This is a genomic window from Streptomyces sp. NPDC086835 (assembly GCF_044745705.1).
GTDB lineage: Bacteria > Actinomycetota > Actinomycetes > Streptomycetales > Streptomycetaceae > Streptomyces.
Map to the genome: position 1 here is coordinate 516877 of NZ_JBIVAU010000001.1, position 25770 is coordinate 542646.

A 25770-nucleotide genomic window follows, 5' to 3' on the forward strand; every position below is an offset into this window, starting at 1 on the left:
TCAGCGCGTGGCGGGACCTGTCCAGCCGGCCGGCACATGGGCGATGCGCACCCGCTGCGGATGGTCCCCGACAGCGACGGAGGCGACCTTCTTCCCGGTGGCGAAGTCGATCGCGGTGACCGAGTCCGAGCCGCTCTCGGAGATGACGCAGGACCTGCCGTCGCCGCTGACGGTCGCCCAGTAGGGCTTGGAGGCGGGCACCGGCGGGCTCTCCCGCAGGGTCGCCCGGTCGACGACGGTGGCGTAGTCGTCCATCGTGCCCGCGACGCACAGCTTGTCGCCGTCGGGACTCATGGACATGCCGTGGTGGCGGGAGTCGTTGACCCAGGTCGTGCGGTCCTCGCTGGTCGCCGGGTTCTTCGGCAGGGTCTTGACCCTGGTGACGCGGTCCGTGGCCACGTCGTACTCGACGAAGCCGTTGAAGAACGACACCTGGAAGTAGAGCTTGGACTCGTCGGGGGTGAGGGCGACGGGCCGGACGGAGTCGGAGAGGTCCTGGCGGCCGAAGGCGTCGAGCCGCTCCCGCATGTCGATGACCTTCACCTGCTGATAGGTCCGCGTGTCGACCACGGTGATGCGCCGGTCGCCCTTGGTCCAGTCGAGCCAGGGTGCGTCGAGCGCGGTGTTGACCTCGCCGATCGACATGTTCCAGAGGTACTTGCCGCCGTCGGTGAAGACGTTCTCGTGCGGCTTGTCACCGGTCTTGAACGACCCGGTCTGCTCGCCGGTCCTGATGTCGAGGACGTGGACGGTGTTGGACGTCGAGGCGGAGACGGCGACGCGCGTGCCGTCGGGGGAGACGGCCATGTGGTCGGAGCGGAAGCCGGAGACGGGGAAGCGCCAGTTGATTTTTCCGGTGGCGAGGTCGATCGAGACGACGTCGGCGAAGCTGGGGCGGGAGACGACCATGGCGGACCCGTCCGGGGTCGAGTACATGTCGTCGACGAACTGGTCGTGACCCTCCCCAGGGCCCTGGCGGATGCCGAGGAAGAAGGCCAGTTTCAGCGGGTCGAGGTAGATCTCTCTCAGCCGCTCCTCCTTGTCGGGGACGACGTCGACGCGGCCGATCCTCGCGAAGTCGCGCCGGGCCTCGATGACATCGGCGGTGCCGTCCCAGTTGTTGCCGACGAACATCACCTCCCGCAGTCCCGCGGCCTGCTCGCCCGCCGGGCCGGTGACGCCCGCCGGGCCGGTGACGCCCGCCGGTCCCGAAGTGCCCGCCGCCGGCGCCGCGTTCGCGGTCACCGAACCGGTGGCGGCCAGGGCCAGGGCGGCGACGGCCGCACCCACGGCCCGCCTGGTGCTGGACAGAGACATCGTCGTTCCTTCCATGAAGGGCGGCCCCATGGCGCGGGCGCAGTCTGAAAACGCATCCGTTCAGATTGGGCTACTGGAAAGTAACGAGCGGTGGCAGGCTTCACAAGACTTCGGACACGTGAAAATGAGTCCGCGACGACGAGGGAGGCGCCAGTGGGGGGCAGGGTCAGACAGCCCACCGGCCGTTACGGAGGCAGGTCGGCCGAGGAACGCCGGGCGGAGCGGCGCAGCCGGTTCCTCGACGCCGGGCTCCAGTTGTTCGGCGACACGCCCGGCTACCGCGCCACGACGGTCGCGGCGCTGAGCGACGCGGCGGGCCTGTCCACCCGTCAGTTCTACGAGGAGTTCCGCAGCCTCGAGGACGTGCTCGCGGCCCTGCACCTCCAGGTCAACGACTGGGCGGAGGAGGCGGCGCTCGCCGCGCTCGAGGAGGCCGCCGACCTGCCGCTGGCGGAGCGGGCGACGGCCGTCTTCCGCGCGTACGCGGCGAACGTGACGGGCGATCCCCGGCGTATCCGGATCACGTTCCTCGAGATCGTCGGGGTCAGCCCGCAGATGGAGCGGCAGCGGCTGACGCGCCGGGCCCGCTGGGTGGACTTCATCTGCGCGCAGGCCGCGACGGCCGTCGAACGCGGGGAGGCGGATCCGCGCGACTACCGGGTCGCGGCGGCCGCGTTCATCGGCAGCGTCAACGGGCTGCTGCACGACTGGACGGTCGGGTGGGTGGACGCGACGCTCGACGACCTCGTCGACGAACTGGTCCGGATGCTGCTGGGCATCCTGCGTCCGGCCGTGCCGTGGCGCGCGGCGGCACCGTAGCGTCCGGCCGCTCCGTAGCGTCCCCCTGCCTCATGGTGTGCGGCTGACTTCCGGGCGGGCCGGCCCCGGTGCCCAGGGGCCGGCCCGCCCGGGGGTCACCAGCGTGGCACCGGCGGTGTGGTCCACCCCGGCTCCGCCACCCGCATCGCCGCCGCGTCGTCCCGCTCACGCATCGAGCCGTCGTCGTCCAGCCAGCGCCGGTGCAGTCGGGCCAGCCGGTCCTGGTCGAGCTCGACGCCGAGTCCGGGCAGGTCGCTCACGGCCAGGCGGCCGTCCCGGAAGGTGAGCCGCTCGGTGACGACGTCCTCGGTCTGCCACGGGTAGTGGCTGTCGCAGGCGTGGTCCAGGTTCGGCACGACCGCCGCGACATGCGTCATCGCGGCGAGGCTGATGCCGAGGTGGGTGTTGGAGTGCATCGACAGCGCAACGCCGAACGTCCGGCAGACGGCGGCCAGTTCACGGGTCGCCTGGAGCCCGCCCCAGTAGTGGTGGTCGGAGAGGACCACCTGTACGGCGCCGCGGGCGAAGGCCTCGGGGATCTCGGCGAAGGTGGTCACGCACATGTTCGTCGCGAGGGGCACGTCCGTGCCGGCCGCCACCTCCGCCATCCGGGCCGTGCCGCTGGCCGGGTCCTCCAGATACTGCAGGACGCCGCCGAGCTCCTTCGCGACCTTGAGCGACGTCTCCACCGACCAGGCGCCGTTGGGGTCGAGTCGCAGATGCTGCCCGGGGAACGCCTCCGCGAGCGCCCGGACCGCGGCGATCTCCTGCTCCGGTTCGAAGACGCCGCCCTTGAGCTTGAAGGATGTGAAGCCGTACTCGCGGGCGAAGCGCCGGGCCTGGGTGACGATGCCCGCCGGGTCGAGCGCGGCGCCCCAGTCGTCCGGCTCGCCCGCACCGCCCGGGTGCCGGGCCCAGCGGTAGAACAGGTAGGCGCTGTAGTCCACGGCGTCCCTGACCTTGCCGCCCAAGAGGGCGTGCACGGGCAGCCCGAGGCTCTTGCCGAGCGCGTCGAGGCACGCCACCTCGAAGCCGGACACCACCGACAGGCGCAGCTTGTCCGTGGTCTGGACGCCGCGCAGCCCGCCGACGTCCACGGCGTCCGCGCCGGTCGCCTCCGGAGAGTCGCCGCAGACGCGTTCCGCCAGCCGGTGCAGGGCGTTGACGTCGGACACGGCGCAGCCGGGCAGCGCGTCGGCCAGTGGGGCGGCCAGGTCGAGGTACTTGGTGTCGCCGTAGGTCTCGCCGACGCCGGTCACGCCGCCGGCCGTCACGATCTCGACGATCAGCCGCGGGGTGTACGGCTGGTGCACGCCCTGGGTGTTCAGCAGGGGAGGGTCGGCGACCAGGATCGGGGTGAGCCGTACCTCGGTGATGGTCAGGTCCTGGCCCATGCTGTCTCCCCAGAGATCGTGTACATGTATGAGAACAGAGGTTAGGTACGCGAACACTCGAGCGTCAATGGGGCGAAGCTCGCCGGTGAGTTGCCCGCTCGCCCGCACCGGCCGCGGTATTTCCTTCCGGCCGACTGTCGGTGCCGTCGGGCAGACTGGCTGGAACTGCACCACTTATGGGAGCGCGCACGGTGACCATTCGCAGCGGAGAGCAACTGCCCAGGACGACCTGCCGGAGCGACACTGCGGGCACCTGCCTCGACCCCCTCGCGGGCCTCCGCGCGCCCGGCGATCCGGACTGCGACGTCTACCTCACCGGCAGCGTCTTCCTCGACATCATCTTCACCGGCCTCGACTCCGCACCGGTGCGCGGCACCGAGTCCTGGGCCCGCGGGATGGGATCCAGCCCCGGCGGCGTCGCGAACATGGCCACCGCACTCGCCCGCCTCGGGCTGCGCACGTCCCTCGCCGCGGCCTTCGGCGACGACCACTACGGCGAATACTGCTGGGACGCCCTCGAACAGGGCGAGGGCATCGATCTGAGCCTCTCGCGCACCGTGCCCGGCTGGCACTCCCCGGTCACCGTCTCCATGGCATACGAGGGCGAACGGACCATGGTCACCCACGGCCACGAGGCCCCGCCCTCCGAGTCGGCCCCCGACTGCCCGCCGCCCGCCCGCGCCGCGGTCGCCGCCCTCACGCCGGGCACCCGCGCGGAGTGGATCGCCCAGGCCGCCCGCAAGGGCACCCGGATCTTCGCCGACGTCGGCTGGGACGAGTCCGGCCGCTGGGACCCGGAAGACCTGGCCGACCTGGAGCACTGCGAGGCGTTCCTGCCCAACGCGGCGGAAGCGATGCGCTACACCCGCACCGACTGCCCGCGCGCCGCCGCCCGCGCCCTCACCGACCGGGTACCGCTCGCGGTCGTGACCCTGGGCGCCGAAGGGGCGTACGCGGTCGACGGCGCCACCGGCGAGAGCGCCGAGGTCCCGGCCCTCAGCGTGGAGGCCCTGGACCCGACGGGCGCGGGCGACGTGTTCGTGGCCGGATTCGTGACCGGCACGCTGGCGGGCTGGCCGCTCGCCGACCGCCTCGCGTTCGCCGGCCTGACCGCCGCCCTGTCGGTGCAGGAGTTCGGCGGCTCCCTCTCCGCGCCCGGCTGGTCCGAGGTCGCCGCCTGGTGGCAGCAGGTGCGGGCCACGTCGGGCCAGGACCCGGCGGCACTGAGCCGCTACGGCTTCCTGGAGCGGCTGCTGCCCGCCCCCGCCAGGCCGTGGCCGCTGCGCCGCGCGGTCCCGACGATCGGCTTCGGGCGCTCCGCCTGAGGGAGCCCGTCCGCGTCCGCTCCGCCGCGGAAAGGCCCCCGCGGGCCCCAGGGCGGCGCAGAGCGGCCCCGTAAAAGCCTTCGGCCTTGTCAGCGGCGCGTCGTACCCTTGGTGTTCCAGAGGTTGTCGAGCAGCGAGAACCCTGCAACGGGAGGTATGTGCAGGCCACAGAGCCGGCCCATGACTCAGACACCGACAGACCAGACCCCCGCGCCGGGCCAGGCGCGAGCCCACTTCACCGTCCCGGCCAAGCACCCGATGGTGACGGTCCTGGGCTCGGGTGACGCCCTGCTGCGCGTGATCGAGAAGGCCTTCCCGGCGGCCGACATCCATGTCCGGGGCAACCAGGTCAGCGCTGTCGGCGACGCGCGGGAAGTCGCTCTGATCCAGCGCCTGTTCGACGAGATGATGCTCGTGCTCCGCACCGGGCAGCCGATGACGGAGGACGCAGTGGAACGCTCGATCGCCATGCTCAGAGCGGCCGAAGAGGGCACGGGCGCGACCGAGACCCCGGCAGAGGTCCTCACCCAGAACATCGTCTCGAGCCGCGGCCGCACCATCCGCCCCAAGACGCTGAACCAGAAGCACTACGTCGACGCGATCGACAAGCACACGATCGTGTTCGGCATCGGCCCCGCCGGTACCGGCAAGACGTATCTCGCCATGGCCAAGGCCGTCCAGGCGCTGCAGTCCAAGCAGGTCAACCGCATCATTCTGACCCGCCCCGCGGTCGAGGCCGGCGAGCGTCTCGGATTCCTCCCCGGCACGCTCTACGAGAAGATCGACCCGTATCTGCGGCCGCTGTACGACGCGCTGCACGACATGCTCGACCCCGACTCCATCCCCCGCCTGATGGCGGCGGGCACGATCGAGGTCGCGCCCCTGGCGTACATGCGTGGACGCACGCTCAACGACGCGTTCATCATCCTGGACGAGGCGCAGAACACGAACCCCGAGCAGATGAAGATGTTCCTCACCAGGCTCGGCTTCGAATCGAAGATCGTGATCACCGGCGACGTCACCCAGATCGACCTTCCGGGCGGGACGAAGAGCGGCCTGCGCCAGGTGCAGGACATTCTGGAAGGCGTCCCCGACGTCCACTTCTCGCGGCTCACGTCGCAGGATGTCGTACGGCACAAGCTGGTCGGCCGTATCGTCGACGCGTACGAGAAGTACGACGGCCAAAACGGGAAGTAGTCAACGCGCACCATGTCGATCGACGTCAACAACGAGTCCGGAACCGAGGTCGACGAGCAGGCGATCCTCGACATCGCCCGCTACGCCCTCGCGCGGATGCGTATCCACCCGCTCTCCGAGCTCTCGGTGATCGTCGTGGACGCCGAAGCCATGGAGCAGTTGCACATCCAGTGGATGGACCTGCCGGGTCCGACCGATGTGATGTCCTTCCCGATGGACGAGCTCCGTCCGCCGACCAAGGACGACGAAGAGCCCCCGCAGGGCCTCCTCGGCGACATCGTGCTCTGCCCCGAGGTGGCGAAGAAGCAGGGCGAAGAGGCGCCGACGCAGCACTCCATGGACGAGGAGCTCCAGCTCCTGACCGTCCACGGGGTGCTGCACCTGCTCGGCTACGACCACGAGGAGCCCGACGAGAAGGCCGAGATGTTCGGTCTCCAGGCCGCGATCGTCGACGGCTGGCGGACGGAGAAGGGCCACACCGGTCCCTCCCCTGCGCCGACCGTCTCATGAGCGGCCAACTGATCGCCGGCGCCGTCGCGCTGGTCGTCGTGGCCTGGCTGGCCGCATGCGCGGAGGCGGGCCTCGCCCGCGTCTCCAGCTTCCGCGCGGCCGAGGCCGTCCGGTCCGGACGCCGCGGAGCGGACAAGCTCGAACAGGTCACCGCGGACCCCACCCGCTATCTCAACGTCGCCCTGCTGGTGCGGGTGGCGTGCGAGATGGCGGCCGGGGTGCTCGTCACCTACGTGTGCCTCGAGGAGTTCGTGGAGACCTGGTCGGCACTGCTCGTCGCCATCGCCGTGATGGTGCTCGTGAGCTATGTCGCCGTCGGCGTCTCCCCGCGCACCATCGGCCGTCAGCACCCGCTCAACACGGCCACCGCCGCGGCATACGTGCTGCTGCCGCTGGCCCGGGTGATGGGCCCGGTACCGCAGTTGCTGATCCTCATCGGCAACGCCCTGACCCCCGGAAAGGGTTTCCGCAAGGGGCCGTTCGCTTCCGAGGCCGAGCTGCGGGCGATGGTCGACCTCGCGGAGCAGGAGTCGCTGATCGAGGACGACGAGCGCCGCATGGTGCACTCCGTCTTCGAACTCGGCGACACCCTGGTGCGCGAGGTGATGGTGCCGCGCACCGACCTCGTCTCCATCGAGCGCTACAAGACCGTCCGCCAGGCGCTGACCCTGGCGCTGCGTTCCGGCTTCTCCCGCATCCCCGTCACCGGGGAGAACGAGGACGACATAGTCGGTGTCGTGTACCTCAAGGACCTGGTCCGCAAGACACACATCAACCGCGACGCGGAGGCGGACGTCGTCTCCACGACGATGCGGCCGGCGGTGTTCGTGCCCGACACCAAGAACGCCGGCGACCTGCTCCGCGAGATGCAGCAGAAGCGCAACCACGTCGCCGTCGTCATCGACGAGTACGGCGGCACGGCGGGCATCGTCACCATCGAGGACATCCTCGAAGAGATCGTCGGCGAGATCACCGACGAGTACGACCGCGAGCTGCCGCCCGTGGAGGAGCTCGGCGACGGCTGCTACCGCGTCACCGCCCGCCTCGACATCGGCGACCTTGGCGAGCTGTACGGCCTCGGGGCCGACGAGCTCGACGACGAGGACGTGGAGACGGTCGGCGGCCTGCTGGCCAAGGCGCTCGGCCGGGTCCCGATCGCCGGCGCCAAGGCGGTCGTGGACCTGCCGGACGGCCGCGCCCTGCGGCTCACCGCGGAGTCCCCGGCCGGCCGCCGGAACAAGATCGTGACGGTGCTCTCCGAGCCGGTGGAACAGGTGGCACAGGAGCGGATGACCGGATGAAGGCACAGCAGCTGAGGGCCTTCTGCCTCGAGTTCAACGCCGCGGTGGAGGAGTTCCCCTTCGGGCCGGAGACCTCGGTCTTCAAGGTTCTGGGCAAGATGTTCGCCCTCAGCGCGCTGGACGCCGCGCCGCTCACGGTCAACCTCAAGTGCGACCCGGACCTCGCGGTCCAGCTGCGCGCGGACCACCCGGGCGTGATCGTGCCCGGCTGGCACATGAACAAGCGCCACTGGAACACGGTGACGGTGGGCCGCCTGCCGGACCGGCTTGTCAGGGAGCTGGTGGAGGACTCGTACGACCTGGTGGTGGCGGGGTTGCCCCGGGCGGAACGCTTGCGGTTGGACCGGGCCTAGCGGGGCCGTATCCCCTCCCCGCCCCTTCCCGAACCGGGGCAAGCCCCGGGCCCCCTCAGCATCTCCTTCTGGTGCTCGAACGGGCACGAGAAGCAGCCGAGCTTCGCCAGTGACGCAGGCCCGCGGTGCGGGTTCCCGGCCGGCCAGGACCGGGACAATCCGCCGGACCCGCGGCGCACCGAGTTGCCGCCTTCGGCGGTGTCCTCAAGCGCCGGGCGGGCTGGATTTCGCTCCGCGCAATCAGCCCCGCTGGGGGCACCTCCCACGGCCGCCAGGCCGTAGGGGGAGATCGAGGCGCGGCGGTCCGGGGGCAGAGCCCTCGAAACACCGCGCAGAGCGCGGTGCCGGGTCCGGGCGGAGCCCGGTTCGGGAAGGGGCGGGGAGGGGGACGGCCCCCGTCGCAGGCGGTCAGGGGCGTGGGCGCCTCAGTGCCGCGGCCACCACGAGCGCCGTGCCCAGCACAACCACCGCGTCGATCGCCAGGACCGTCCGGATCCCTTCGAACGGCGACTCCCGCGTCGTCGCCAGGACGCCCAGCAGCGGGATGCCCACCGTCAGGCCCACCTGCTGCGTCGTGGTGACGAGACCCGTCGCCAGGCCCTGTTCGCCGTCCGGGACGCCGGACGTCACGGTCAGGCCGTAGGAGATGATCGCCCCCAGGTGACACATGCTCGCCAGCGAGACGCCCACCGTCGCGAGCAGCGCGCCCGACTGGGTGCCGAGGCCCAGCAGGGCGGCGACGAAGAGGCCCTGGCCGGCGAGGGAGAACGCCAGGACGCGTGGCGCGCCGAAGCGTCCGATGATCCTCGGGGCGAGCGTGCCGGCGATCACGGACAGGACGCCCTGCACACCGAAGACCAGGCCGGTGACTTGGGCCGGGAGGCCCAGCGTCTCCTGGAGGTACAGGGTGAGGACGAACACGACCGTGCTCATCATCGAGAAGGTGACGAGGCCGCCGAGGTTGCCGAACGCCACCGTCCGCCGGCGCAGCATCGGCAGCGAGACCAGCGGGGCCGGACTGCGGGTCTCCACGACCGCGAAGGCGGTCAGCAGCGCGACACCCGCGACGAGCGTGACGATGACATCCGCGCCGCCGAAGCCGCGGTCCGCGGCCGTGGACAGCGCGTAGATCACGGCCAGGAGACCACCGGTGACGGTGACCGCGCCGGGCACGTCGAGCCTCGGCCGCAGCGGCGTACGGGACTCGGTCAGCAGGCCGGGGGCGAGCGGCAGCACGACCAGGGTGAACAGGGCCAGCAGGCCCATGGTCGAGCGCCAACCCAGGGTGTCCGTCATGACCCCGCCGAGGAGCATGCCGACGGTGAAGCCGAGCGACAGCAGCGTGCCGCTGATGCCCAGCGCCCGTTCGCGCTGCGGCCCTTCGGGGAACGTGGTGGTGATCAGCGACATGCCGGTGGGCACGATGACGGCCGCGCCGAGGCCCTGGAGCGCCCGGCCGGCGAGGAACGACGCAGGGTCCCACGCGAACGTCGCGAGCAGCGATGCCGCGCCGAAGACGGCCAGCCCGGTGAGGAACAGCCTGCGCCGCCCGTAGAGGTCGGCGATGCGGCCGAAGAGCAGCAGGGAAGCCGCCGGACGGCAGGGCGAACGCGGTGACCGCCCACTGGAGCGAGGACGGGCCGAGCCCGAGGTCCCGGCCCAGTTCGGGCAGGGCGACGTTCAGCACCGAGAAGTCGAGCGCGACCATGAACTGAGCGGCGCACAGCACGAACAGGACCAGACGTGCCCGCCGGTCGAGCCGGGGCGGCGTCGTGCCCTTGGGGGAGGGAAGTGTGGTGTCGGTAGCCATGCCGCTGACCCTCCGGCGGCCCGGCACGCCGTGGGGAGCGGGAACTTATCCTGTTGGCCGCACCACCAGGCATACGGACAGGGGGAGTACGTGGCCACGTCGACCGGGCACGACGCGACGAAGGCGCACCGGCTGCGCGAGTTGCGGGAGTTCTTGATGAGCCGGCGCGCCCGGATCACGCCGGCGGAGGCGGGCCTGCCGGACGGGGGCGCCCGTCGCCGTACGCCGGGTCTGCGCCGGGAGGAGGTCGCCGTCCTCGCGGGCGTCGGCGTCTCCTGGTACCAGTGGCTGGAGCAGGGGCGGGACATCACCGTCTCGCCGCAGGTCCTGGACGCGGTGGGCCGGGTGCTCCGGCTGAGCAGCGCCGAGCGCCGCCATCTGTACGTCCTCGCGGGTCTCAACCCGCCGGCGCCCCGGACCGATCCGGGCGACCGCGACATGTGCGCCGGGCTGCGGCGGCTGATCGACGCGTGGATGCCGTATCCGGCGCACATCATGGACGGTTACTGGAACACCGTGATGTACAACGACGCGGCGGCCGCGGTCCTCGGCATGCGGCCCGGCATCGTGCAGAACTGTCTGATCGCGTACTTCACGGACCCCGTCTACCGTGCCCGCAGCTCCGGTTGGGCGAAGAACGCGCCGCAGGTCGTCGCGCAGTTCCGTGCCGCGTGCTCCGAGGGGCCGGACGACGAGGGGTTCCGGACGGTGGTCGCGCAGGCCAAGGCGGCGAGCCCCGAGTTCGCCGAACTGTGGGAGCGGAGGGACGTCGCGCCCGGCGGGCAGATCCGCAAGGAGATGGAGCATCCGCTGGTGGGCCGACTGGTCGTGGAATCGACGCAGTTGAGGGTGCCGGCCCGGCCGGACCTGGTGATCGTGATGCACACCCCGGTGCCCGACGCGGCGACGGACACGGCGGCGAAGCTCCAGTGGCTCGCGAGCCCCGAGGGCCGCCGCGGGTCGATGTATCCCGTGGCGGGCTGACGCCGGGGCCGATCTATGCTCTGGGCATGACGCAGAGCTCCGACCTCGGCCCCGAGGACCGCAAGATCATCACGCTGGCGCGCAGCGCCCGGGCCCGTAACGGTGTGCCCGAGGGCGCGGCCGTCCGCGACGAGACCGGCCGCACCTACGTCGCCGGAACGGTGGCTCTCGACTCGCTGAAGCTGAGCGCGCTGCAGACCGCCGTGGCCATGGCCGTCGCCAGCGGCGCCAAGTCGCTGGAGGCCGCCGCGGTCGTCTCCGACGCCGACGCCGCCTCCGACGAGGACCGGGCGGCGGTACGGGACCTGGGCGGCGCGGGGACGCCGGTGCTGCTCGCGGGCCCGGACGGCGAGCTGAAGGCCGCGGTCACCGCGGGCTGAAGTACCCGCGCCCGCGCCCCGCGCGGCGGCCTCGGCGGCAGCCCGGGCGGGGCCGGGATGCGCCGGGCGCGGGCGTGCGTGACCGAGGGCCCGTGACATCAGGGACAATGGGCGCCATGAGCGCTCGTACCCAGTCTTCCGAAGCCCCCCATCGGGCCGGCTTCGCCTGCTTCGTCGGCCGCCCCAACGCGGGCAAGTCCACCCTCACGAACGCTCTCGTCGGCCAGAAGGTGGCGATCACCTCCACCCGGCCACAGACGACCCGGCACACGGTGCGCGGCATCGTGCACCGTCCGGAGGCGCAGCTGATCCTGGTGGACACCCCGGGGCTGCACAAGCCGCGGACCCTGCTCGGTGAGCGGCTGAACGACATCGTGCGCACCACCTGGGCCGAGGTCGACGTGATCGGCTTCTGTCTGCCCGCCGACCAGAAGCTCGGCCCCGGCGACCGGTTCATCGCCAAGGAGCTCGCCGGGATCAAGAAGACCCCGAAGGTCGCCATCATCACCAAGACCGACCTCGTCGACTCCAAGACGCTGGCCGAGCAGCTCATCGCCGTCGACAAGCTCGGCAAGGAACTCGGCATCGAGTGGGCCGAGATCGTGCCGGTCTCCGCGGTGGGCGACACGCAGGTCCAACTGGTGGCGGACCTGCTGATCCCTCTTCTGCCGGAGAGCCCCCCGCTCTACCCGGAGGGCGACCTCACGGACGAGCCCGAGCAGGTCATGGTCGCGGAGCTGATCCGCGAGGCCGCGCTCGAGGGCGTACGGGACGAGCTCCCGCACTCGATCGCGGTGGTCGTCGAGGAGATGCTGCCGCGCGAGGACCGCCCGGCGGACCGCCCGCTGCTGGACATCCACGCCAACGTCTACATCGAGCGCCCCAGCCAGAAGGGCATCATCATCGGCCCGAAGGGCAAGCGCCTGAAGGAGGTCGGCACGAAGTCCCGTAAGCACATCGAGGCGCTGCTCGGTACGCCGGTCTTCCTCGACCTCCATGTGAAGGTGGCGAAGGACTGGCAGCGCGACCCCAAGCAGCTGCGCAAGCTCGGCTTCTGATCGCGGGGCCGGGGCGGTGGCGAGAGGCTCCGCCGGACGGCCCCGTCAGGAACCTTCCTTGAGCACCAGCGAGATCAGCTGCCGCTGCGCGTCGGTCAGCCGGGGATCGGAACAGTAGACGGTGCGCCCGTCGACCGTGAGCTGGTAGCTGAACCCGTCGGGGACGCCGATGGGCGGTGTGTCGCGGGCCTCGGACACCGCCTGTGCGGCGAGGGCATGCACGTCGCCGGCATCGGCACGGTCCGAGGTGTCGACCTCGGCGAGGCGCTCGACCCCGGCGAAGCCTCCTGTACGCCTTACCTGGATACGCATGGTTCCCGTTGTAGTACGGAACGGGGCCGGGCGACAGTCGGGCCGCCCGGCCCACGGTGAGCCGGGCCGTCAGTCCGACGTCTTCACACCGACCTGTGACCAGGCCTTGAGCACGGCCTCGTGCTCCTCGCCCTCGCCGTAGCGGGCCGCCGCGGCGGCCACCGTCAGGCGGGCGAAGCTGCCGAAGTCGGCGTCCACCGTCAGCTCGCCGCCGGTCAGCACGTCGAACCAGATCTGTCCGGCCCGCTCCCACGCGCGCCCGCCGAGGCGGGTGGCCAGCAGGTAGAAGGCGTGGTTGGGGATGCCGGAGTTGATATGGACGCCGCCGTTGTCACGACCGGTGCGGACGTAGTCCTCCATGGTCGCCGGCTGCGGGTCCTTGCCCAGCACGTCGTCGTCGTACGCGGTCCCCGGAGCCTTCATCGACCGCAGCGCGACGCCCTCGACCCGGGGCGCGAGCAGGCCGGCGCCGATCAGCCAGTCGGCCTCCTCCGCGCTCTGCCCGAGCGTGCGCTGCTTGACCAGGGACCCCACCACGTCGGACACCGACTCGTTGAGGGCGCCGGGCTGACCGAAGTAGCTGAGGTTGGCCGTGTACTGGGTCAGGCCGTGCGCCAGTTCGTGGGCGATGACGTCGACCGCGACGGTGAAGTCGAGGAAGATCTCGCCGTCACCGTCGCCGAAGACCATCTGTTCGCCGTTCCAGAAGGCGTTCCCGTACTTCTCGTCGTAGTGGACGGACGCGTCCAGCGGCAGTCCGGCGCCGTCGATGGAGCTGCGTCCGTAGGCGGTGAGTAGTTCGAAAGTGGCGCCGAGGCCCGCGTACGCGCGGTTGACGGTGGCGTCCTTGACGGCCTCCTCGCCCTCGCCGCGGGCCCGGGTACCGGGCAGGTCCGTGCCGCCCCGGGCGTCGTAGACGGTCCGGCGCGGCCCGTCGGCCGGGGCGGCGACCGCGCGCGCCGCGGCGCCCAGGACCGTGGTCAGCCGGCGGCCGGTGCGCTGCGCGGCGTCCGCCTGGAGGGTGCGCCGCGCCGGCCCGGACACGGCGGGGTCGTCGGCCCGGGCGAGCTTGTCGAGGATGTGCGGCGGCACGATGCCGCAGAAGACCGGGGTGCGAATGTCCATGAGCGGCAATGTGGCATTGCGTGAATGAACTGTCACGCAAAGTGAGATCGGTTAGCGAAATGGAGTGATAGGTCATATTTGATCGTTACTGATCGGTCGTCCCGCATACTGGAACGGGCCCCACGCTCCCGCCGCAGCTCGGCTAGTCTGCTGTGCATCATGCGTTTCGGGCTGCTTCTCCTTAGCTGCCGCGGCGAGGGCCTGTAGTCGTAGGCCGACCCCCTCCCCGCGGAGTCTGGTGCTGCTTCGACTCAGTCGGCCCCCCTTCCTGCAGGATCCGAGGAGCCCTACGCCATGTCCCAGTCGCAGTGGATCGGCCGTCCCACCCCGATCACCAGCACGACGCACACACAGCAGCCGTCCGGGATGCCGATCCACAAGTACCGCGGGTACGAGTCCGTCGACATCCCCGACCGCACCTGGCCCGAGCAGCGGATCACCAAGGCGCCGCGCTGGCTGTCCACCGATCTGCGCGACGGCAACCAGGCGCTGATCGACCCCATGAGCCCGGCCCGCAAGCGCGAGATGTTCGACCTGCTGGTACGCATGGGCTACAAGGAGATCGAGGTCGGCTTCCCGTCCTCCGGCGAGACCGACTTCAACTTCGTGCGCTCGATCATCGAGGACGGGGCGATCCCCGACGACGTCACCATCTCGGTGCTGACGCAGGCCCGCGAGGACCTGATCGAGCGGACCGTCGAATCCCTGGTCGGCGCCAAGCGCGCCACGGTCCACCTGTACAACGCGACCGCGCCCACCTTCCGCCGCGTCGTCTTCCGCGGCTCCAAGGACGACATCAAGCAGATCGCCGTCGACGGCACCCGTCTGGTGATGGAGTACGCGGAGAAGCTGCTGGGCGACGAGACCGCCTTCGGCTACCAGTACAGCCCCGAGATCTTCACGGACACCGAGCTGGACTTCGCCCTGGAGGTCTGCGAAGCGGTGTGCGACGTGTGGCAGCCCGGCCCCGGCCGGGAGATCATCCTCAACCTGCCGGCCACCGTGGAGCGCTCGACCCCCTCCACGCACGCCGACCGCTTCGAGTGGATGTCGCGCAACCTGACCCGCCGCGAGTACGTCTGCCTGTCGGTCCACCCGCACAACGACCGCGGCACCGCCGTGGCCGCCGCCGAGCTGGCGATCATGGCGGGCGCGGACCGTATCGAGGGCTGCCTGTTCGGCCAGGGCGAGCGCACCGGCAACGTCGACCTGGTCACCCTGGGCATGAATCTGTTCTCGCAGGGTGTCGACCCGCAGATCGACTTCTCGCAGATCGACGAGATCCGCCGCACCAGCGAGTACTGCAACCAGATGGAGATCCACCCGCGCCACCCGTACGCGGGCGACCTGGTCTACACCGCCTTCTCCGGCTCCCACCAGGACGCCATCAAGAAGGGCTTCGACGCGATGGAGGCCGACGCGGCCGCCGCCGGCAAGAGCGTCGACGAGATCGAGTGGGCCGTCCCGTACCTGCCGATCGACCCGAAGGACGTCGGCCGCTCGTACGAGGCCGTGATCCGGGTCAACTCGCAGTCCGGCAAGGGCGGTATCGCCTACGTCCTGAAGAACGACCACAAGCTGGACCTGCCGCGCCGGATGCAGATCGAGTTCTCGAAGATCATCCAGGCGAAGACGGACACCGAGGGCGGCGAGGTCACCCCGGCCGCGATCTGGTCGGTCTTCCAGGACGAGTACCTGCCGAACCCCGAGAACCCGTGGGGACGCATCCAGATCCGCTCCGGCCAGAGCACCACCGACAAGGACGGCGTGGACACCCTGACCGTCGAGGCGGTCGTGGACGGCACGGAGACCGTACTGAGCGGCACCGGCAACGGTCCGATCTCGGCGTTCTTCGCCGCGCTGAACGGCATCGGCGTCGACGTGCGGCTGCTGGACTACCAGGAGCACACGATGAGCGAGGGCGCGTCCGCGCAGGCCGCCTCCTACATCGAGTGCGCCATCGACGGCCAGGTGCTGTGGGGCATCGGTATCGACGCCAACACCACCCGCGCCTCCCTGAAGGCGGTCGTCTCGGCCGTCAACCGCGCGACCCGCTAGTACGCCGGTCGAACCGTCCCGGTCGCCGGGCCTGCCCTGATCACGGTCGGGCCCGGCGATTTGCGTCGCTGTGCACGCAGTTGTGCCAGGGAGCGGAATCGGCCATGTCGATTCACGCATCTTCCCGGGTGCTGACGCGACATCATCCATGTGGCTAACATCACGTCAACGCGGCAGCGCTGCCGCAGCTTCATGGAGGTGCGACGTGCTGCCAGCCCGGAGAATGTTCGTCCGAAAACTGCGGGTATGCGGCATTCACACGTCCTGGAACACCGTGGGCGACGGTGAGTTCTTCTGCCCCGAATGCGGAGGCGACCGCAACTACCGCCGCCGCACCGGCCGCCGCCGCTTCGCCGTCCTCGGAGTGCCCCTGCTGCCGCGCGGACTCGCCGGCCCCGTCGTCGAATGCGCCGCCTGCCACAGCCACTTCGGCATGGACGTCCTCGACCACCCCACCACCGGGCGCTTCTCCGCGATGCTCAGGGACGCGGTCCACACCGTGGCCCTCGCCGTCCTCGCCTCCGGCGGCACCTCCTCCCGCACCGTCCGCGAGACCGCCGTGCAGGCGGTGCGCGCGGCGGGACTCGACGACTGCACGGAGGACCAGCTCACCTCCCTGATCGAGGCCCTCGCCGCCGACACCGGCCGGTACGTCGCGGACGCCGGACCGTACGGCGCGGCGCTCGCCATCGAGCTCCACGAGGCGCTCGAGCCGCTCGCGCCCCACCTGGCGCCCGCCGGACGGGAGTCGATCCTGCTCCAGGGCGCGCGCATCGCCCTCGCGGACGGCCCCTACACCCCCGCCGAGCGCGAGGTCCTCACCACGGTCGGCGCGGCGCTCCAGTTCGGCGACGACGACACCGCGCAGCTCCTGGAGGCGGCGGCGCACACGCCCTTCTGACCCTGCCGGAGCGCGCCCGTGCGACCGGCCGCGGGTTCCCGGGCCGTCGTGCACCGTCGTGTTCCGACGCTTCGGAGCCGTTTGCCCCTGGCCCTGCTCCCGCACTGCTCCCGGTGTCGTACTCCCCGGGGAGTACGACACCCCCCGGGCCACCCCGCGCAGTAGCGCCCATCTCGCCCCCACGTGCGACGAAACCGCCCTTGCCCGGCGGGAGTCTGGTGGTGCATCCAGCCATCGGACGCCCGTGACGAAGGGGAGACACCCATGGGGCCCGCCGCACCGACCGCGACCGCACCACCGCCCACCAGGCCGACCGCCCGCCGCAAGGCCCTGCCCTGGGCGGTCCTCGTCCTGTGGATCGCAGTCGTCGCCCTCGCCGTCCCCTTCGCCGGGAAGCTCGGCGACGCACAGCGCGACAACATCGTCGACTACCTCCCCGCGAGCGCCGACTCCACCCAGGTCGCCAAGATCGAACAGGCGCTGCCCGGCGGGGAGTCCACCGAGCTGGTCGTCGTCTACCACCGCGACGGCGGGCTCACCGCCGCGGACCTCGCCCACGCGCGGCAGCAGGTGGAGGGGATCACCGGCGCCCACGAGTTCGACGGCGGCGCGCCGCAGGGCATCGGGTCGAAGGACGGCACGACCCTGATGTACCCGATGTCGACCACCGCACCCGGCACCGACAACGACGCCCGCATCGCGCTCGTAGACGATGTGCGGGAACGGCTCGGCACCGACCCGGTCGACGGTCTGCGCGCCGAACTCGGCGGTCCCGGCGCCCTGGCGACCGACATGGAGAAGGTCTTCGAGACCATCGACGGCACGCTCATGCTCGCGACCGTGCTCGTCGTCGCCGTGCTGCTCATCCTCACCTACCGCAGCCCCTTCCTGTGGCTCGTGCCGCTCACCGTCGTCGGCTTCGCGGCCGTCGTCTCCCAGGCCGTCGTCTACGGGCTCATCCAGGGCTTCGACCTCACCGTCACCAGCCAGAGCGCCGCCATCATGACCGTCCTCGTCTTCGGCGCGGGCACCGACTACGCGCTGCTGCTCGTCGCCCGCTACCGGGAGGAACTGCGCCGCGTCGAGCAGCCGTACGACGCGATGCTCGCCGCCCTGCGCGGCTGCGGTCCCGCCGTCGTCGCCTCCTCCGGCACCGTCGCCGCCGGGCTGCTGTGCCTGCTCGCCGCCGACCTCAACAGCGCCAGCGGACTCGGCCCGGTCGGCGCGGTCGGTGTCGTGTGCTCCCTCGCCGCGATGCTCACCCTGCTGCCCGCCGTCCTCGTGCTCCTCGGCCGCCGGGTGTTCTGGCCGCTGGTGCCCGCCCACGGTTCGGAGCCGAAGCAACGCCGTTCGCTGTTCGCCGCGATGGGCGGCTCCGCCGGCCGCCGGCCGGGGACGGTCCTCGTGTCCGGGGCGCTGCTGCTCGGCGCGCTCGCGCTCGGCGTGTTCAACCTGCCCGGGAACCTCGCCCAGGAGGACACGTTCACCGAGCGGCCCGAGTCGGTGTCCGCGATGAAGGTCCTCGCGGAGGCGTACCCGGAGCAGAGCAGCCAGCCGATCAGCATCGTCGCCCCCACCGACAGGGCGGATCAGGCGCTCGCACAGGCCCGCCGCACCGAGGGTGTCGCCGCGGCAGAGGCCGGCCGCTCCGGCGGCGGCTGGACGGAGATCACCGTCTTCGCGAAGGACGCACCGGAGAGCGCGGGCGAGAGCGCCACCATCGAGGCCCTGCGGGCGGGGCTCGACGGCAGTCACGTCGGCGGGCCCAGCGCCCAGCAGCTGGACCTGGCCGACACCAACGCCCGCGACCAGAAGATCGTCATCCCGCTCGTCCTCGGCGCGGTCCTGCTGATCCTCGTGGTCCTGCTCCGCAGTCTCGTCGCACCCCTGATCCTCACCGCGGCCGTCGTCGCCGTATGGGGTGCTGTCATGGGCCTCGGCGGACTGCTCTTCGAGCCGGTCTTCGGCTTCGACGGGCTCGACCCCAGCACGCCGCTGCTGTCGTTCGTCTTCCTCGTCGCCCTCGGGGTCGACTACGGCATCTTCCTGATGCACCGGATGCGTGAGGAGTCCCTGGCCGGCGCCGAGCCGGAGACGGCGGCGCTCACCGCGCTGCGCACGACCGGCGGGGTGATCGCCTCCGCGGGCATCGTCCTCGCGGCGACGTTCACCGTCCTGATGAACCTTCCGCTGGTGCCGCTCTTCGAGATGGGCTTCCTCGTGGCGGTCGGCGTCCTGCTGGACACGTTCCTCGTCCGCACGTACCTGGTGACGTCGGCGAGCCTGCTGCTGGGGCGGCGGGTGTGGTGGCCGGGACCGCTGAGCCGCCGCGCGGCGGGGGAGCCGAAGCCGGAGCCGGCGACGCGGGCGCCCCGCGAGCCGCAGCCGGCGGGCGACAGCCGCTAGCCCGGGGCATGTTCCCCACCCCGCCCCTTCCCGTGACCGGGCAGATCCCCCGGTCACGGGGCGGGGTGGGGAAAACGCACCTCCTGGACCAGGATGGATCCGTGCCGCACCCACCCCGCCCCCGCCTCGGCGAGCGCGTGCTGAACACCGTCAGCCGCGACCCCCTCACCGTCCCCGACCGCACCCGCAACGATGCCTTCATCGCCGCGGCCATCGGCGTCCTGTCCCTCGCGCTCGCGCTCCTCGTCGACGACGGCCGCAGGCCGGACGCCCTGGGCTGGGCGCTCCTCGCCGGGAGTCTCGTGCCGCTCGTGTGGCGGCGGTCGCACCCCGGCCTCGTCCTGGCCGCCGTGCTGCTGTGCGTCGGGCCGTACCACGCGCTGGACAACACCCATGCCGCGCCGGTGCCCGCGTCCCTGGTCGCCCTCTACACCGTGGCCGTCACCGGGCGCCCGCTGCACACCTTCTTCGTCGGCTGTCTGGTCATCGGCATCAGCCTGTCCGTGATGTTCAACGTCGGCACGCACGAGGGCCTGGAGGCCCTGCGCACCTCGGGCTGGATCCTCGCGGTCCTCGTCCTGGGCGTCGACGTGCGCACCTACCGCCACTACATCGCCTCCGTCGTGGGCCGTGCCGAAAGGGCCGAGCGCACCCGGGAGGAGGAGGCGGCACGCCGGGTCGCGGAGGAGCGGCTACGGATCGCACGCGATCTGCACGACCTGCTCGCGCACTCCATCACCCTCATCGGCGTGCAGACGTCCGTCGCCTCCCACGTCCTCAGCGTCGACCCGGACCGGCTGGACCGGGCCGCGGTCGCCAAGGCGCTCGACGACATCGCCGAGACGTGCCGAACTGCGCGCGGTGAACTGCGCACCACACTGGAGGTCCTGCGCACCGACGGCCCCGACTGCGACGGCCCGCTGCCGGACCTGGCGGCGCTCCCCGACCTGGTGCGGACGGCGGGCGCCGAGCTCACCTTGCGCACCGGGGAGTCGGCGATGCCGCCTGCGGTGGAGGCGGCCGCGTACCGGATCGTGCAGGAGTCGCTGACGAACGCGGTGCGGCACGGGGGAGCGGGGGTACGTATCGCGGTGACGGTGGTCCGGGACGAGGACGCCCTGCGGGTCGAGGTCACCGACGACGGGACCGCGGAGCCTTTGGTGCCCGGCTCCGGCTTCGGCATCCTCGGGATGCGGGAGCGGGCCCGCAGCGTCGGCGGCACGCTGTCGGCCGGCCCGCGTGGCGAGGCAGCCGGTTTCGAGGTCGCCGCGATCCTGCCCCTTCAGCCCACGGAGGCCACCGCATGAGCCCGACGAACCCGATCCGCGTCCTGCTCGCCGACGACCAGACGCTGGTGCGCGCGGCCTTCGCGATGCTCGTCGAGTCGGCCCGCGACATGGAGGTCGTCGCCCAGGCGGGCACGGGCGCCGAGGCGGTCGAACTGGCCCGCAGCGAACGGGCCGACCTCGTGGTCATGGACATCCGCATGCCCGAACTCGACGGCATCGAGGCCACCCGGCTGATCGCGGCGGACGACGACCTGGCGGGCGTCAAGGTGCTCGTCCTGACCACGTACGACACCGACGAGCACATCATGGAGGCGCTGCGCGCGGGCGCGTCGGGCTTCCTGGTGAAGGACACCAGGCCGGCCGATCTGCTGGCGGCGATCCGCACGGTCGCGGCCGGCGAGTCGCTGCTCTCCCCGGGGCCGACCTCCCGCCTGATCGCCCGCGTCCTGAGCGCCCCACAGGTCCCCGTGCCGAACGGCGCGGGTGGCCCGTCCGTGCTCACGGACCGCGAGCGACAGGTCCTGACGCTGGTGGCCCGGGGCCTGAACAACACGGAGATCGCCGAGTCGCTGGGCCTGAGCCCGCTGACGGCCAAGACCCATGTCAGCCGCATCATGAGCAAACTGTGCGCGCGGGACCGGGCCCAACTGGTGATCGTGGCCTACGAGTCGGGCCTGGTGACCCCGGGCGGGGGATGAGCGGGCGCCCCGCCGGTTCAGGGCACGATGTTGTGGTTGATGCGGAACAGGTTCTCCGGGTCGTACCTGCGCTTGACCGACCGCAACCGCTCGTAGTTCTGCCGGTAGTTGGCGCGCACCCGGTCCTGGTCGTCGCTGTCCATGAAGTTGATGTAGCCGGCCTCCTCGGTGTGCGGGCGCAGGGCCCTGTCGTACTCACGGGTCCAGGCGACGTTGTGCTCGGTGTCGGCGGGATCGGGGTAGCTGGCGCCGAAGGAATGGGTGAACGTGGCGTCGCGGTAGGCGAACGCGGTGTCCTCGGCGCCGACCCGGTGGCACGCGCCGTCGATCGGGAAGATCACGGTGTCGCTCTCCATCGAGGGGATCGTCTCGCCGTACGTCATGTGGACGTCGATGGCGCCGTCGGTCAGCTCGCGGCTGAAGTTGCCCTTCCAGTAGTGGTGCAGACCGGGCGGGAGGTCCTCGTCGAACAGGGTGTTGATCACCGGGTACGGGATGCGGTCGAGGAACTGGCCGACGACCGGGCCGAGTTCCGCGAGGCGGCCGCGGATGGTGTCGTCGTCCTCGGCCGGACCGCTGAAGCACGTCAGGACACCGCAGATCGGCCGGCCGTGCCACCGTTCCGGCAGGAACGGCGCCGGTGGCCCGAGAAGGACGGCGAAGATCGAGTTGAACTCCTCGGGGGCGTCGGCGTTCATGTCCCGCCAGCGCCGCGCCACGTCACCGTCGAGCGGATAGAACGTGGGGCCGCCGAGGACGAGGTCCACCGGGTGCAGCCGGTACCGGAGCGAGGTGACGACGCCGAAGTTGCCGCCTCCGCCGCGCAGCGCCCAGAACAGGTCGGGGTGGTGTGCCGCGTCGCAGGTGACGAGGGTCCCTTCGGCGGTGACGACATCGGCGGAGACGAGGTTGTCGCAGCTCAGACCGTAGCGGCGGGAGAGGTGTCCCATGCCGCCGCCCAGGGTGAGTCCGGCGATACCGGTGGTGGAGACGACCCCGCCGGTGGTGGCGAGACCGAAGGCGTGCGTGGCGTGGTCGAAGTCTCCCCACGTGCAGCCGCCTTCGGCGCGTGCGGTACGGGCGACCGGGTCGACGCGGACCGCGCGCATCCGGGACAGGTCGATGACGAGTCCGTCGTCGCACGTGCCGTGGCCGGCGACCGCGTGGCTGCCGCCCCGGACGGCGAGCGGCAGGGCCTGGTCACGGGCGAAACGCACGGCGGCGATCACGTCGGCGGCGTCGACGGGCCGGACGACGACCGCCGGGCGGCGGTCGTGGGCGGCGTTGTAGACACGGCGGGCCTCGTCGTAGGCGGGGTCGCCGGGCTCGATGACGTCGCCGCGTACGGCGGCGTACAAGGGGTCCAGGGCGAGGTCGGCGGGTTCGGTCGAGGGGGTGGTCGGCGCGGTCATGACGGGCACCGGCTTCGGGGTGGGCCTTGTGCTCATGAAGCCCTGGACGTGTCCGCGGGCTCATGGGCCGATGAGTCCGTTGTAGACCGCGGGGGACCGGCCGGGCATCGCCGGAACCGCCCACATCACCGGTACGGCAGGCATGGGCAGAACGGCCCATACGCGGGGGATCAGGCGGCCAGGCCGTGGGAGCAGGCGTAGGCGGTGGCGGCGGCGCGGGAGGTCACGTTCAGCTTGGCGTAGATGTTGTTGAGGTGACGCGCGACGGTGTGCTCGCTGATCACCAGCTCCCGCGCGATGTCCCGGTTGGTGCCGCCGGCCGCGACCAGCCGCAGCACCTGTGCCTCCCGCCGGGTGAGGCCGCCGGGCAGGCCCCTTCGCCGCTCGCTGAGCAGCGCCGCCGCGCGCCGGGCGTCGGGGACGGCGCCGAGCCGCTCGAACGTGCCCAGCGCGGCCCGCAGTTCCAGGCGCGCGGCCTCGATGTCGCCGGCCGCCCGGCAGGCGGCGGCCAGCAGCATCCGTACCTGCGCGGCCTCGTACGGGATGCGCATCCCCAGCCAGCCCGCGAGCGCGCGGCGCAGCGGCCGCAGTGCGGCGTCGGGCCCTTCGCCGCCGTCCCGCGCGAGGGCGAGGGAGCCGTGCGCCGTGTCGGCCATGGCCCGCAGCAGGGTCGCGGCGGGAGGACGAGGGCCGGTGGCGGCGAGCGCCTCGAGCTCGTTCACGGCGATGGCGGCGCCGTCCACGTCGCCGACGGCGAGCGCCACCTCCGTCTGCGCGGCGAGCAGCCGGGCGCGCCCGAGCATGTCGGCGGGCGCGTCGCCCTGGCAGGCCAGGGCCAGGCGCAGACCGGTCACGGCGGCCTCCGCCTTGCCCTGCGCCAGGCGGAGCAGGGCGAGCCCGGGCTGCGGTGCGAGACCGAGTTCATGGGCGCGTGCGTACGAGGCGGCGGCCGCGTCGAGGAGGCCGCGGCGGCGCTGGATCTCCCCGGCCTCGTAGTGGGCGGCAGCGACGGCCTCGAGGCAGTCGGGCATGACCTCCTGGCAGACCCGCTCGGCCTCCGCGGCGGCCAGCGGCCACGATCCGAGCAGGTCAAGTACCTGGACATGGTGGATGCGGCAGAGCCCGCGGAAGGGGTTGTCCGTCAGGACGGCGCCCGCCGCAGGCCCCCCGTCCGCCGTGCCGTCGTCCGAGCCCCCGGTCTCCGCCGCGCCGCCGCCCTCGGAGGCCGGGGCGGCGTACTGCGACCAGGGGACGGAGCACCAGGCCATGGCGGCGTCGGTCCATTCGACGGCCCGTGCGAAGTCGGCGGCGGCCATGCAATGGGTGAGCGCCATGCAGTAGAGCCAGCCGGTGAACATGCCGCTCAGTTCGCCCGCCGTGACCGAGCACATCGCGTCGTCCAGCAGAGCCAGCGACTCGGCCCGCCGGCCGTTCGCCAGCAGCACCGCCGCGTGCGCCTGGCGGCTCAGCGCGATGAGGTCGGGGCTGCCGGAGTCCGCGGCGATGCGGTACATCCGCAGGGCGGCGGCCGTCGCCGCTTCGGGGTCTGGGACGCTCTGCGCCTCCTCCGACTCGGTCCAGGCGAGGAAGCACTGCTCGGGGCACTCCGGCTCGTGCTCCAGATGCCGCCGGGCCCGGTGCAGCCAGCCGGCGGCGGCGCCGGGGCGGCCCAGGCTGCGGTACTCGAAGTGGAGCCACCATGCTGTGCAGCCCGCCCGGCGATGGTCACCCGCCGCCGTGTGACCGGCGTGGGCGCGCAGCCGGGCGTCGACCGACTCGTCCACGTGCCCGCTCCACCAGGCCGCGTCGGCGAGGAGGTCGAGGTCGCCGGGGGTGAGGGGGCGGGGCCCTTCCTGGTCCGGCGCCTCCGCGTCGGGCCCGTCCGCAGGGGAGCCGGCCCGGTCGAGAGCGTGCAGCAGCACGTACGCCTCGGCCCAGGACTCTCGGGCCGCAGCGTCCCGCGCCCGCTCGACGGAGGGGGCCGACTGGACGGCCATGGCCGCTCCCTTCCCTCCTCAAGGATAGGAGCGGCCCGTCACCGCGCGGAACCCTTGCCCCTTCCCGGCGACCGGCGCGACGTGATCACGACGCGTGGCCGGAATCGGTGCCTTGTCGACCCGGACCCGTACCCCAACAATGCGCATGACAAGTCGGAGTGTCACTCCGGCCCCACCCGTCGCATTGAGGGGACCCCCCACATGAACAAGCCTCTCGCCGGCGCGCTGCTCGCGTTCGCGCTCCTCGGAGCGGGCGCAGCACCCGCCGTCGCCGCCGAAGCGGACGTCTCCGCCAAGGCGGTGGACTTCGCCGGAACGGTCGCGCTCAGCAACTGCTCCGGGTCCGTGGTCCGTACGGCCGCCGCGCAGCCGAACGACCCCGCTCTCGTCATGTCCAACGGCCACTGCCTGGAGACCGGCTTCCCCGCCCCCGGCCAGGTGGTGATCGACCGCGCGTCCTCCCGCAGCTTCGGCCTGCTCAACTCCGCCGGGACGCGCGTCGCCACCCTGCGGGCCGGCAAGATCGCTTACGGGACGATGACCGACACCGACGTCTCGCTGTACCAACTCACCAGCACCTACGGTCAGATCGAGTCCCGCTACGGCATCAAGGCGCTGGAGCTGAGCGCCGCGCGTCCGGCACAGGGCACGGACATCAAGGTCGTCTCCGGGTACTGGAAGCGGATCTACAGCTGCGACATCGACGGGTTCGCCTACCGCCTCAAGGAAGGCTCGTGGACCTGGAAGGACTCGGTCCGCTACACCTCCGGCTGCGACACCATCGGCGGCACCTCCGGCTCGCCCGTCGTCGACACCGCCACCGGCAAGGTCGTCGCCGTCAACAACACCGGCAACGAGAGCGGCGGGCGCTGCACGGACAACAACCCCTGCGAGGTCGACGAGAACGGCGGCGTCACCGTCCGGGAGGGCATCAACTACGGGCAGCAGACCTACACCCTGGCCGCCTGCATAGGCCCCGGCAGCCGCGTCGACCTGAACCGCCCCGGCTGCACGGTGCCGAAGCCGTAGCGCCGCCGAGCGCGGAGCCGAACCGGAGCGGCCGGCCGGGCGTCCGGGACGCACAAGGGCCCGGCGGCATGATGCCACCGGGCCCTTACGTCGTG

21 protein-coding genes and 1 pseudogene are annotated in these 25770 nt (G+C 71.8%); 15 read left to right on the forward strand and 7 right to left on the reverse strand.

Translation table 11 applies throughout. The features are described 5' to 3' along the window. The gene (locus tag ACIPJI_RS02240) at positions 1-1317 is read right to left on the reverse strand and encodes a YncE family protein (protein ID WP_402243952.1); all 1317 of its coding nucleotides are present in this window, start codon (positions 1315-1317) and stop codon (positions 1-3) included. 153 nt (positions 1318-1470) lie between these two features. Here ACIPJI_RS02240 and ACIPJI_RS02245 point away from each other — a divergent pair, with 153 nt between their 5' ends. Beyond that, complete coding sequence (locus ACIPJI_RS02245) at positions 1471-2136, forward strand: TetR/AcrR family transcriptional regulator (RefSeq protein ID WP_356620929.1); 666 nt, start codon at positions 1471-1473, stop codon at positions 2134-2136. 95 nt (positions 2137-2231) lie between these two features. Here the strand turns inward: ACIPJI_RS02245 and ACIPJI_RS02250 are convergent, their stop codons facing one another. Continuing rightward, positions 2232-3530 (reverse strand): glucarate dehydratase family protein, encoded by a 1299-nt coding sequence (locus ACIPJI_RS02250; RefSeq protein ID WP_402243954.1) that lies wholly within the window; start codon positions 3528-3530, stop codon positions 2232-2234. 191 nt (positions 3531-3721) lie between these two features. Between ACIPJI_RS02250 and ACIPJI_RS02255 the strand changes: the two genes are divergently transcribed. The 5 genes from ACIPJI_RS02255 to ACIPJI_RS02275 all read left to right on the forward strand — a co-directional run bounded on the left by ACIPJI_RS02255 (position 3722) and on the right by ACIPJI_RS02275 (position 8216). After that, positions 3722-4855: a carbohydrate kinase family protein gene (locus ACIPJI_RS02255; RefSeq protein WP_402243956.1), complete on the forward strand. Its 1134-nt coding sequence runs from the start codon at positions 3722-3724 to the stop codon at positions 4853-4855. A gap of 180 nt (positions 4856-5035) precedes the next feature. After that, the gene (locus ACIPJI_RS02260; protein WP_307706359.1) at positions 5036-6052 is read left to right on the forward strand and encodes a PhoH family protein; all 1017 of its coding nucleotides are present in this window, start codon (positions 5036-5038) and stop codon (positions 6050-6052) included. 12 nt (positions 6053-6064) lie between these two features. Then, positions 6065-6562 carry an rRNA maturation RNase YbeY gene (gene ybeY / locus ACIPJI_RS02265; RefSeq protein WP_356620927.1) on the forward strand — a complete coding sequence of 166 codons (498 nt, stop codon included), beginning with the start codon at positions 6065-6067 and terminating at the stop codon, positions 6560-6562. Then, the gene (locus ACIPJI_RS02270; RefSeq protein WP_356620926.1) at positions 6559-7863 is read left to right on the forward strand and encodes a hemolysin family protein; all 1305 of its coding nucleotides are present in this window, start codon (positions 6559-6561) and stop codon (positions 7861-7863) included. Before ybeY ends, ACIPJI_RS02270 begins: the two co-directional genes overlap by 4 nt. Beyond that, a complete protein-coding gene (locus tag ACIPJI_RS02275; RefSeq protein ID WP_307706357.1) occupies positions 7860-8216 on the forward strand; it encodes an MmcQ/YjbR family DNA-binding protein in 357 nt (118 codons plus the stop codon). Before ACIPJI_RS02270 ends, ACIPJI_RS02275 begins: the two co-directional genes overlap by 4 nt. 408 nt (positions 8217-8624) lie before the next feature. Here ACIPJI_RS02275 and ACIPJI_RS02280 read toward each other — a convergent pair. After that, positions 8625-10026: pseudogene (locus ACIPJI_RS02280) on the reverse strand (MFS transporter). A 90-nt stretch (positions 10027-10116) separates the two neighbouring features. Between ACIPJI_RS02280 and ACIPJI_RS02285 the strand changes: the two are divergent. From ACIPJI_RS02285 to era, 3 genes are all read left to right on the forward strand, one after another. Beyond that, positions 10117-11010: a helix-turn-helix transcriptional regulator gene (locus tag ACIPJI_RS02285; protein ID WP_307706355.1), complete on the forward strand. Its 894-nt coding sequence runs from the start codon at positions 10117-10119 to the stop codon at positions 11008-11010. A gap of 26 nt (positions 11011-11036) precedes the next feature. After that, positions 11037-11390: a cytidine deaminase gene (locus ACIPJI_RS02290; protein WP_307706354.1), complete on the forward strand. Its 354-nt coding sequence runs from the start codon at positions 11037-11039 to the stop codon at positions 11388-11390. A gap of 116 nt (positions 11391-11506) precedes the next feature. Then, the gene (gene era / locus ACIPJI_RS02295) at positions 11507-12448 is read left to right on the forward strand and encodes a GTPase Era (protein WP_307706353.1); all 942 of its coding nucleotides are present in this window, start codon (positions 11507-11509) and stop codon (positions 12446-12448) included. Between the two features lie 45 nt (positions 12449-12493). Here the strand turns inward: era and ACIPJI_RS02300 are convergent, their stop codons facing one another. After that, on the reverse strand, positions 12494-12760 hold the full coding sequence (locus ACIPJI_RS02300; protein ID WP_307706352.1) for a protealysin inhibitor emfourin: 267 nt from the start codon (positions 12758-12760) through the stop codon (positions 12494-12496). 69 nt (positions 12761-12829) lie between these two features. After that, positions 12830-13885, reverse strand: coding sequence for a M4 family metallopeptidase (locus tag ACIPJI_RS02305; RefSeq protein WP_356620924.1), 1056 nt, complete (start codon positions 13883-13885; stop codon positions 12830-12832). Between the two features lie 294 nt (positions 13886-14179). On the opposite strand from ACIPJI_RS02305, the gene leuA reads away from it, so the two are divergent. From leuA to ACIPJI_RS02330, 5 genes are all read left to right on the forward strand, one after another. After that, positions 14180-15943, forward strand: a complete 1764-nt coding sequence (gene leuA, locus ACIPJI_RS02310; protein WP_402243960.1) for a 2-isopropylmalate synthase — start codon at positions 14180-14182, stop codon at positions 15941-15943. A 223-nt stretch (positions 15944-16166) separates the two neighbouring features. Beyond that, entirely contained in the window at positions 16167-16844 is a 678-nt protein-coding gene (locus ACIPJI_RS02315; RefSeq protein WP_356621000.1) for a TerB family tellurite resistance protein, read from the forward strand. Between the two features lie 264 nt (positions 16845-17108). Next, on the forward strand, positions 17109-19250 hold the full coding sequence (locus tag ACIPJI_RS02320) for an MMPL family transporter (protein WP_356620922.1): 2142 nt from the start codon (positions 17109-17111) through the stop codon (positions 19248-19250). Positions 19251-19258: 8 nt separating this feature from the next. Next, positions 19259-20557 (forward strand): sensor histidine kinase, encoded by a 1299-nt coding sequence (locus tag ACIPJI_RS02325; RefSeq protein ID WP_402243962.1) that lies wholly within the window; start codon positions 19259-19261, stop codon positions 20555-20557. After that, on the forward strand, positions 20554-21237 hold the full coding sequence (locus ACIPJI_RS02330; protein ID WP_402243964.1) for a response regulator: 684 nt from the start codon (positions 20554-20556) through the stop codon (positions 21235-21237). Before ACIPJI_RS02325 ends, ACIPJI_RS02330 begins: the two co-directional genes overlap by 4 nt. 17 nt (positions 21238-21254) lie before the next feature. On the opposite strand, the gene ACIPJI_RS02335 is transcribed toward ACIPJI_RS02330, so the two are convergent. Both ACIPJI_RS02335 and ACIPJI_RS02340 read right to left on the reverse strand, forming a co-directional pair. Continuing rightward, positions 21255-22649, reverse strand: a complete 1395-nt coding sequence (locus tag ACIPJI_RS02335) for an FAD-binding oxidoreductase (RefSeq protein WP_402243966.1) — start codon at positions 22647-22649, stop codon at positions 21255-21257. Between the two features lie 170 nt (positions 22650-22819). Then, positions 22820-24646 carry a LuxR C-terminal-related transcriptional regulator gene (locus ACIPJI_RS02340; RefSeq protein WP_402243968.1) on the reverse strand — a complete coding sequence of 609 codons (1827 nt, stop codon included), beginning with the start codon at positions 24644-24646 and terminating at the stop codon, positions 22820-22822. Positions 24647-24847: 201 nt separating this feature from the next. Here ACIPJI_RS02340 and ACIPJI_RS02345 point away from each other — a divergent pair, with 201 nt between their 5' ends. Then, positions 24848-25675 carry a serine protease gene (locus ACIPJI_RS02345; protein ID WP_356620917.1) on the forward strand — a complete coding sequence of 276 codons (828 nt, stop codon included), beginning with the start codon at positions 24848-24850 and terminating at the stop codon, positions 25673-25675. Positions 25676-25770: the final 95 nt, after the last annotated feature.

Excerpts from the sequence above, each read along its gene's own strand:
- ACIPJI_RS02240 (WP_402243952.1), bottom strand. The coding sequence starts at position 1,317 with ATGTCTCTGTCCAGCACCAGGCGGGCCGTGGGTGCGGCCGTCGCCGCC.
- ACIPJI_RS02250 (WP_402243954.1), bottom strand. The coding sequence starts at position 3,530 with ATGGGCCAGGACCTGACCATCACCGAGGTACGGCTCACCCCGATCCTG.
- ACIPJI_RS02260 (WP_307706359.1), top strand. The coding sequence starts at position 5,036 with ATGACTCAGACACCGACAGACCAGACCCCCGCGCCGGGCCAGGCGCGA.
- ybeY (WP_356620927.1), top strand. The coding sequence starts at position 6,065 with ATGTCGATCGACGTCAACAACGAGTCCGGAACCGAGGTCGACGAGCAG.
- ACIPJI_RS02270 (WP_356620926.1), top strand. The coding sequence starts at position 6,559 with ATGAGCGGCCAACTGATCGCCGGCGCCGTCGCGCTGGTCGTCGTGGCC.
- ACIPJI_RS02275 (WP_307706357.1), top strand. The coding sequence starts at position 7,860 with ATGAAGGCACAGCAGCTGAGGGCCTTCTGCCTCGAGTTCAACGCCGCG.
- ACIPJI_RS02290 (WP_307706354.1), top strand. The coding sequence starts at position 11,037 with ATGACGCAGAGCTCCGACCTCGGCCCCGAGGACCGCAAGATCATCACG.
- era (WP_307706353.1), top strand. The coding sequence starts at position 11,507 with ATGAGCGCTCGTACCCAGTCTTCCGAAGCCCCCCATCGGGCCGGCTTC.
- ACIPJI_RS02300 (WP_307706352.1), bottom strand. The coding sequence starts at position 12,760 with ATGCGTATCCAGGTAAGGCGTACAGGAGGCTTCGCCGGGGTCGAGCGC.
- ACIPJI_RS02305 (WP_356620924.1), bottom strand. The coding sequence starts at position 13,885 with ATGGACATTCGCACCCCGGTCTTCTGCGGCATCGTGCCGCCGCACATC.
- leuA (WP_402243960.1), top strand. The coding sequence starts at position 14,180 with ATGTCCCAGTCGCAGTGGATCGGCCGTCCCACCCCGATCACCAGCACG.
- ACIPJI_RS02315 (WP_356621000.1), top strand. The coding sequence starts at position 16,167 with ATGTTCGTCCGAAAACTGCGGGTATGCGGCATTCACACGTCCTGGAAC.
- ACIPJI_RS02320 (WP_356620922.1), top strand. The coding sequence starts at position 17,109 with ATGGGGCCCGCCGCACCGACCGCGACCGCACCACCGCCCACCAGGCCG.
- ACIPJI_RS02325 (WP_402243962.1), top strand. The coding sequence starts at position 19,259 with ATGTTCCCCACCCCGCCCCTTCCCGTGACCGGGCAGATCCCCCGGTCA.
- ACIPJI_RS02330 (WP_402243964.1), top strand. The coding sequence starts at position 20,554 with ATGAGCCCGACGAACCCGATCCGCGTCCTGCTCGCCGACGACCAGACG.
- ACIPJI_RS02335 (WP_402243966.1), bottom strand. The coding sequence starts at position 22,649 with ATGACCGCGCCGACCACCCCCTCGACCGAACCCGCCGACCTCGCCCTG.
- ACIPJI_RS02340 (WP_402243968.1), bottom strand. The coding sequence starts at position 24,646 with ATGGCCGTCCAGTCGGCCCCCTCCGTCGAGCGGGCGCGGGACGCTGCG.
- ACIPJI_RS02345 (WP_356620917.1), top strand. The coding sequence starts at position 24,848 with ATGAACAAGCCTCTCGCCGGCGCGCTGCTCGCGTTCGCGCTCCTCGGA.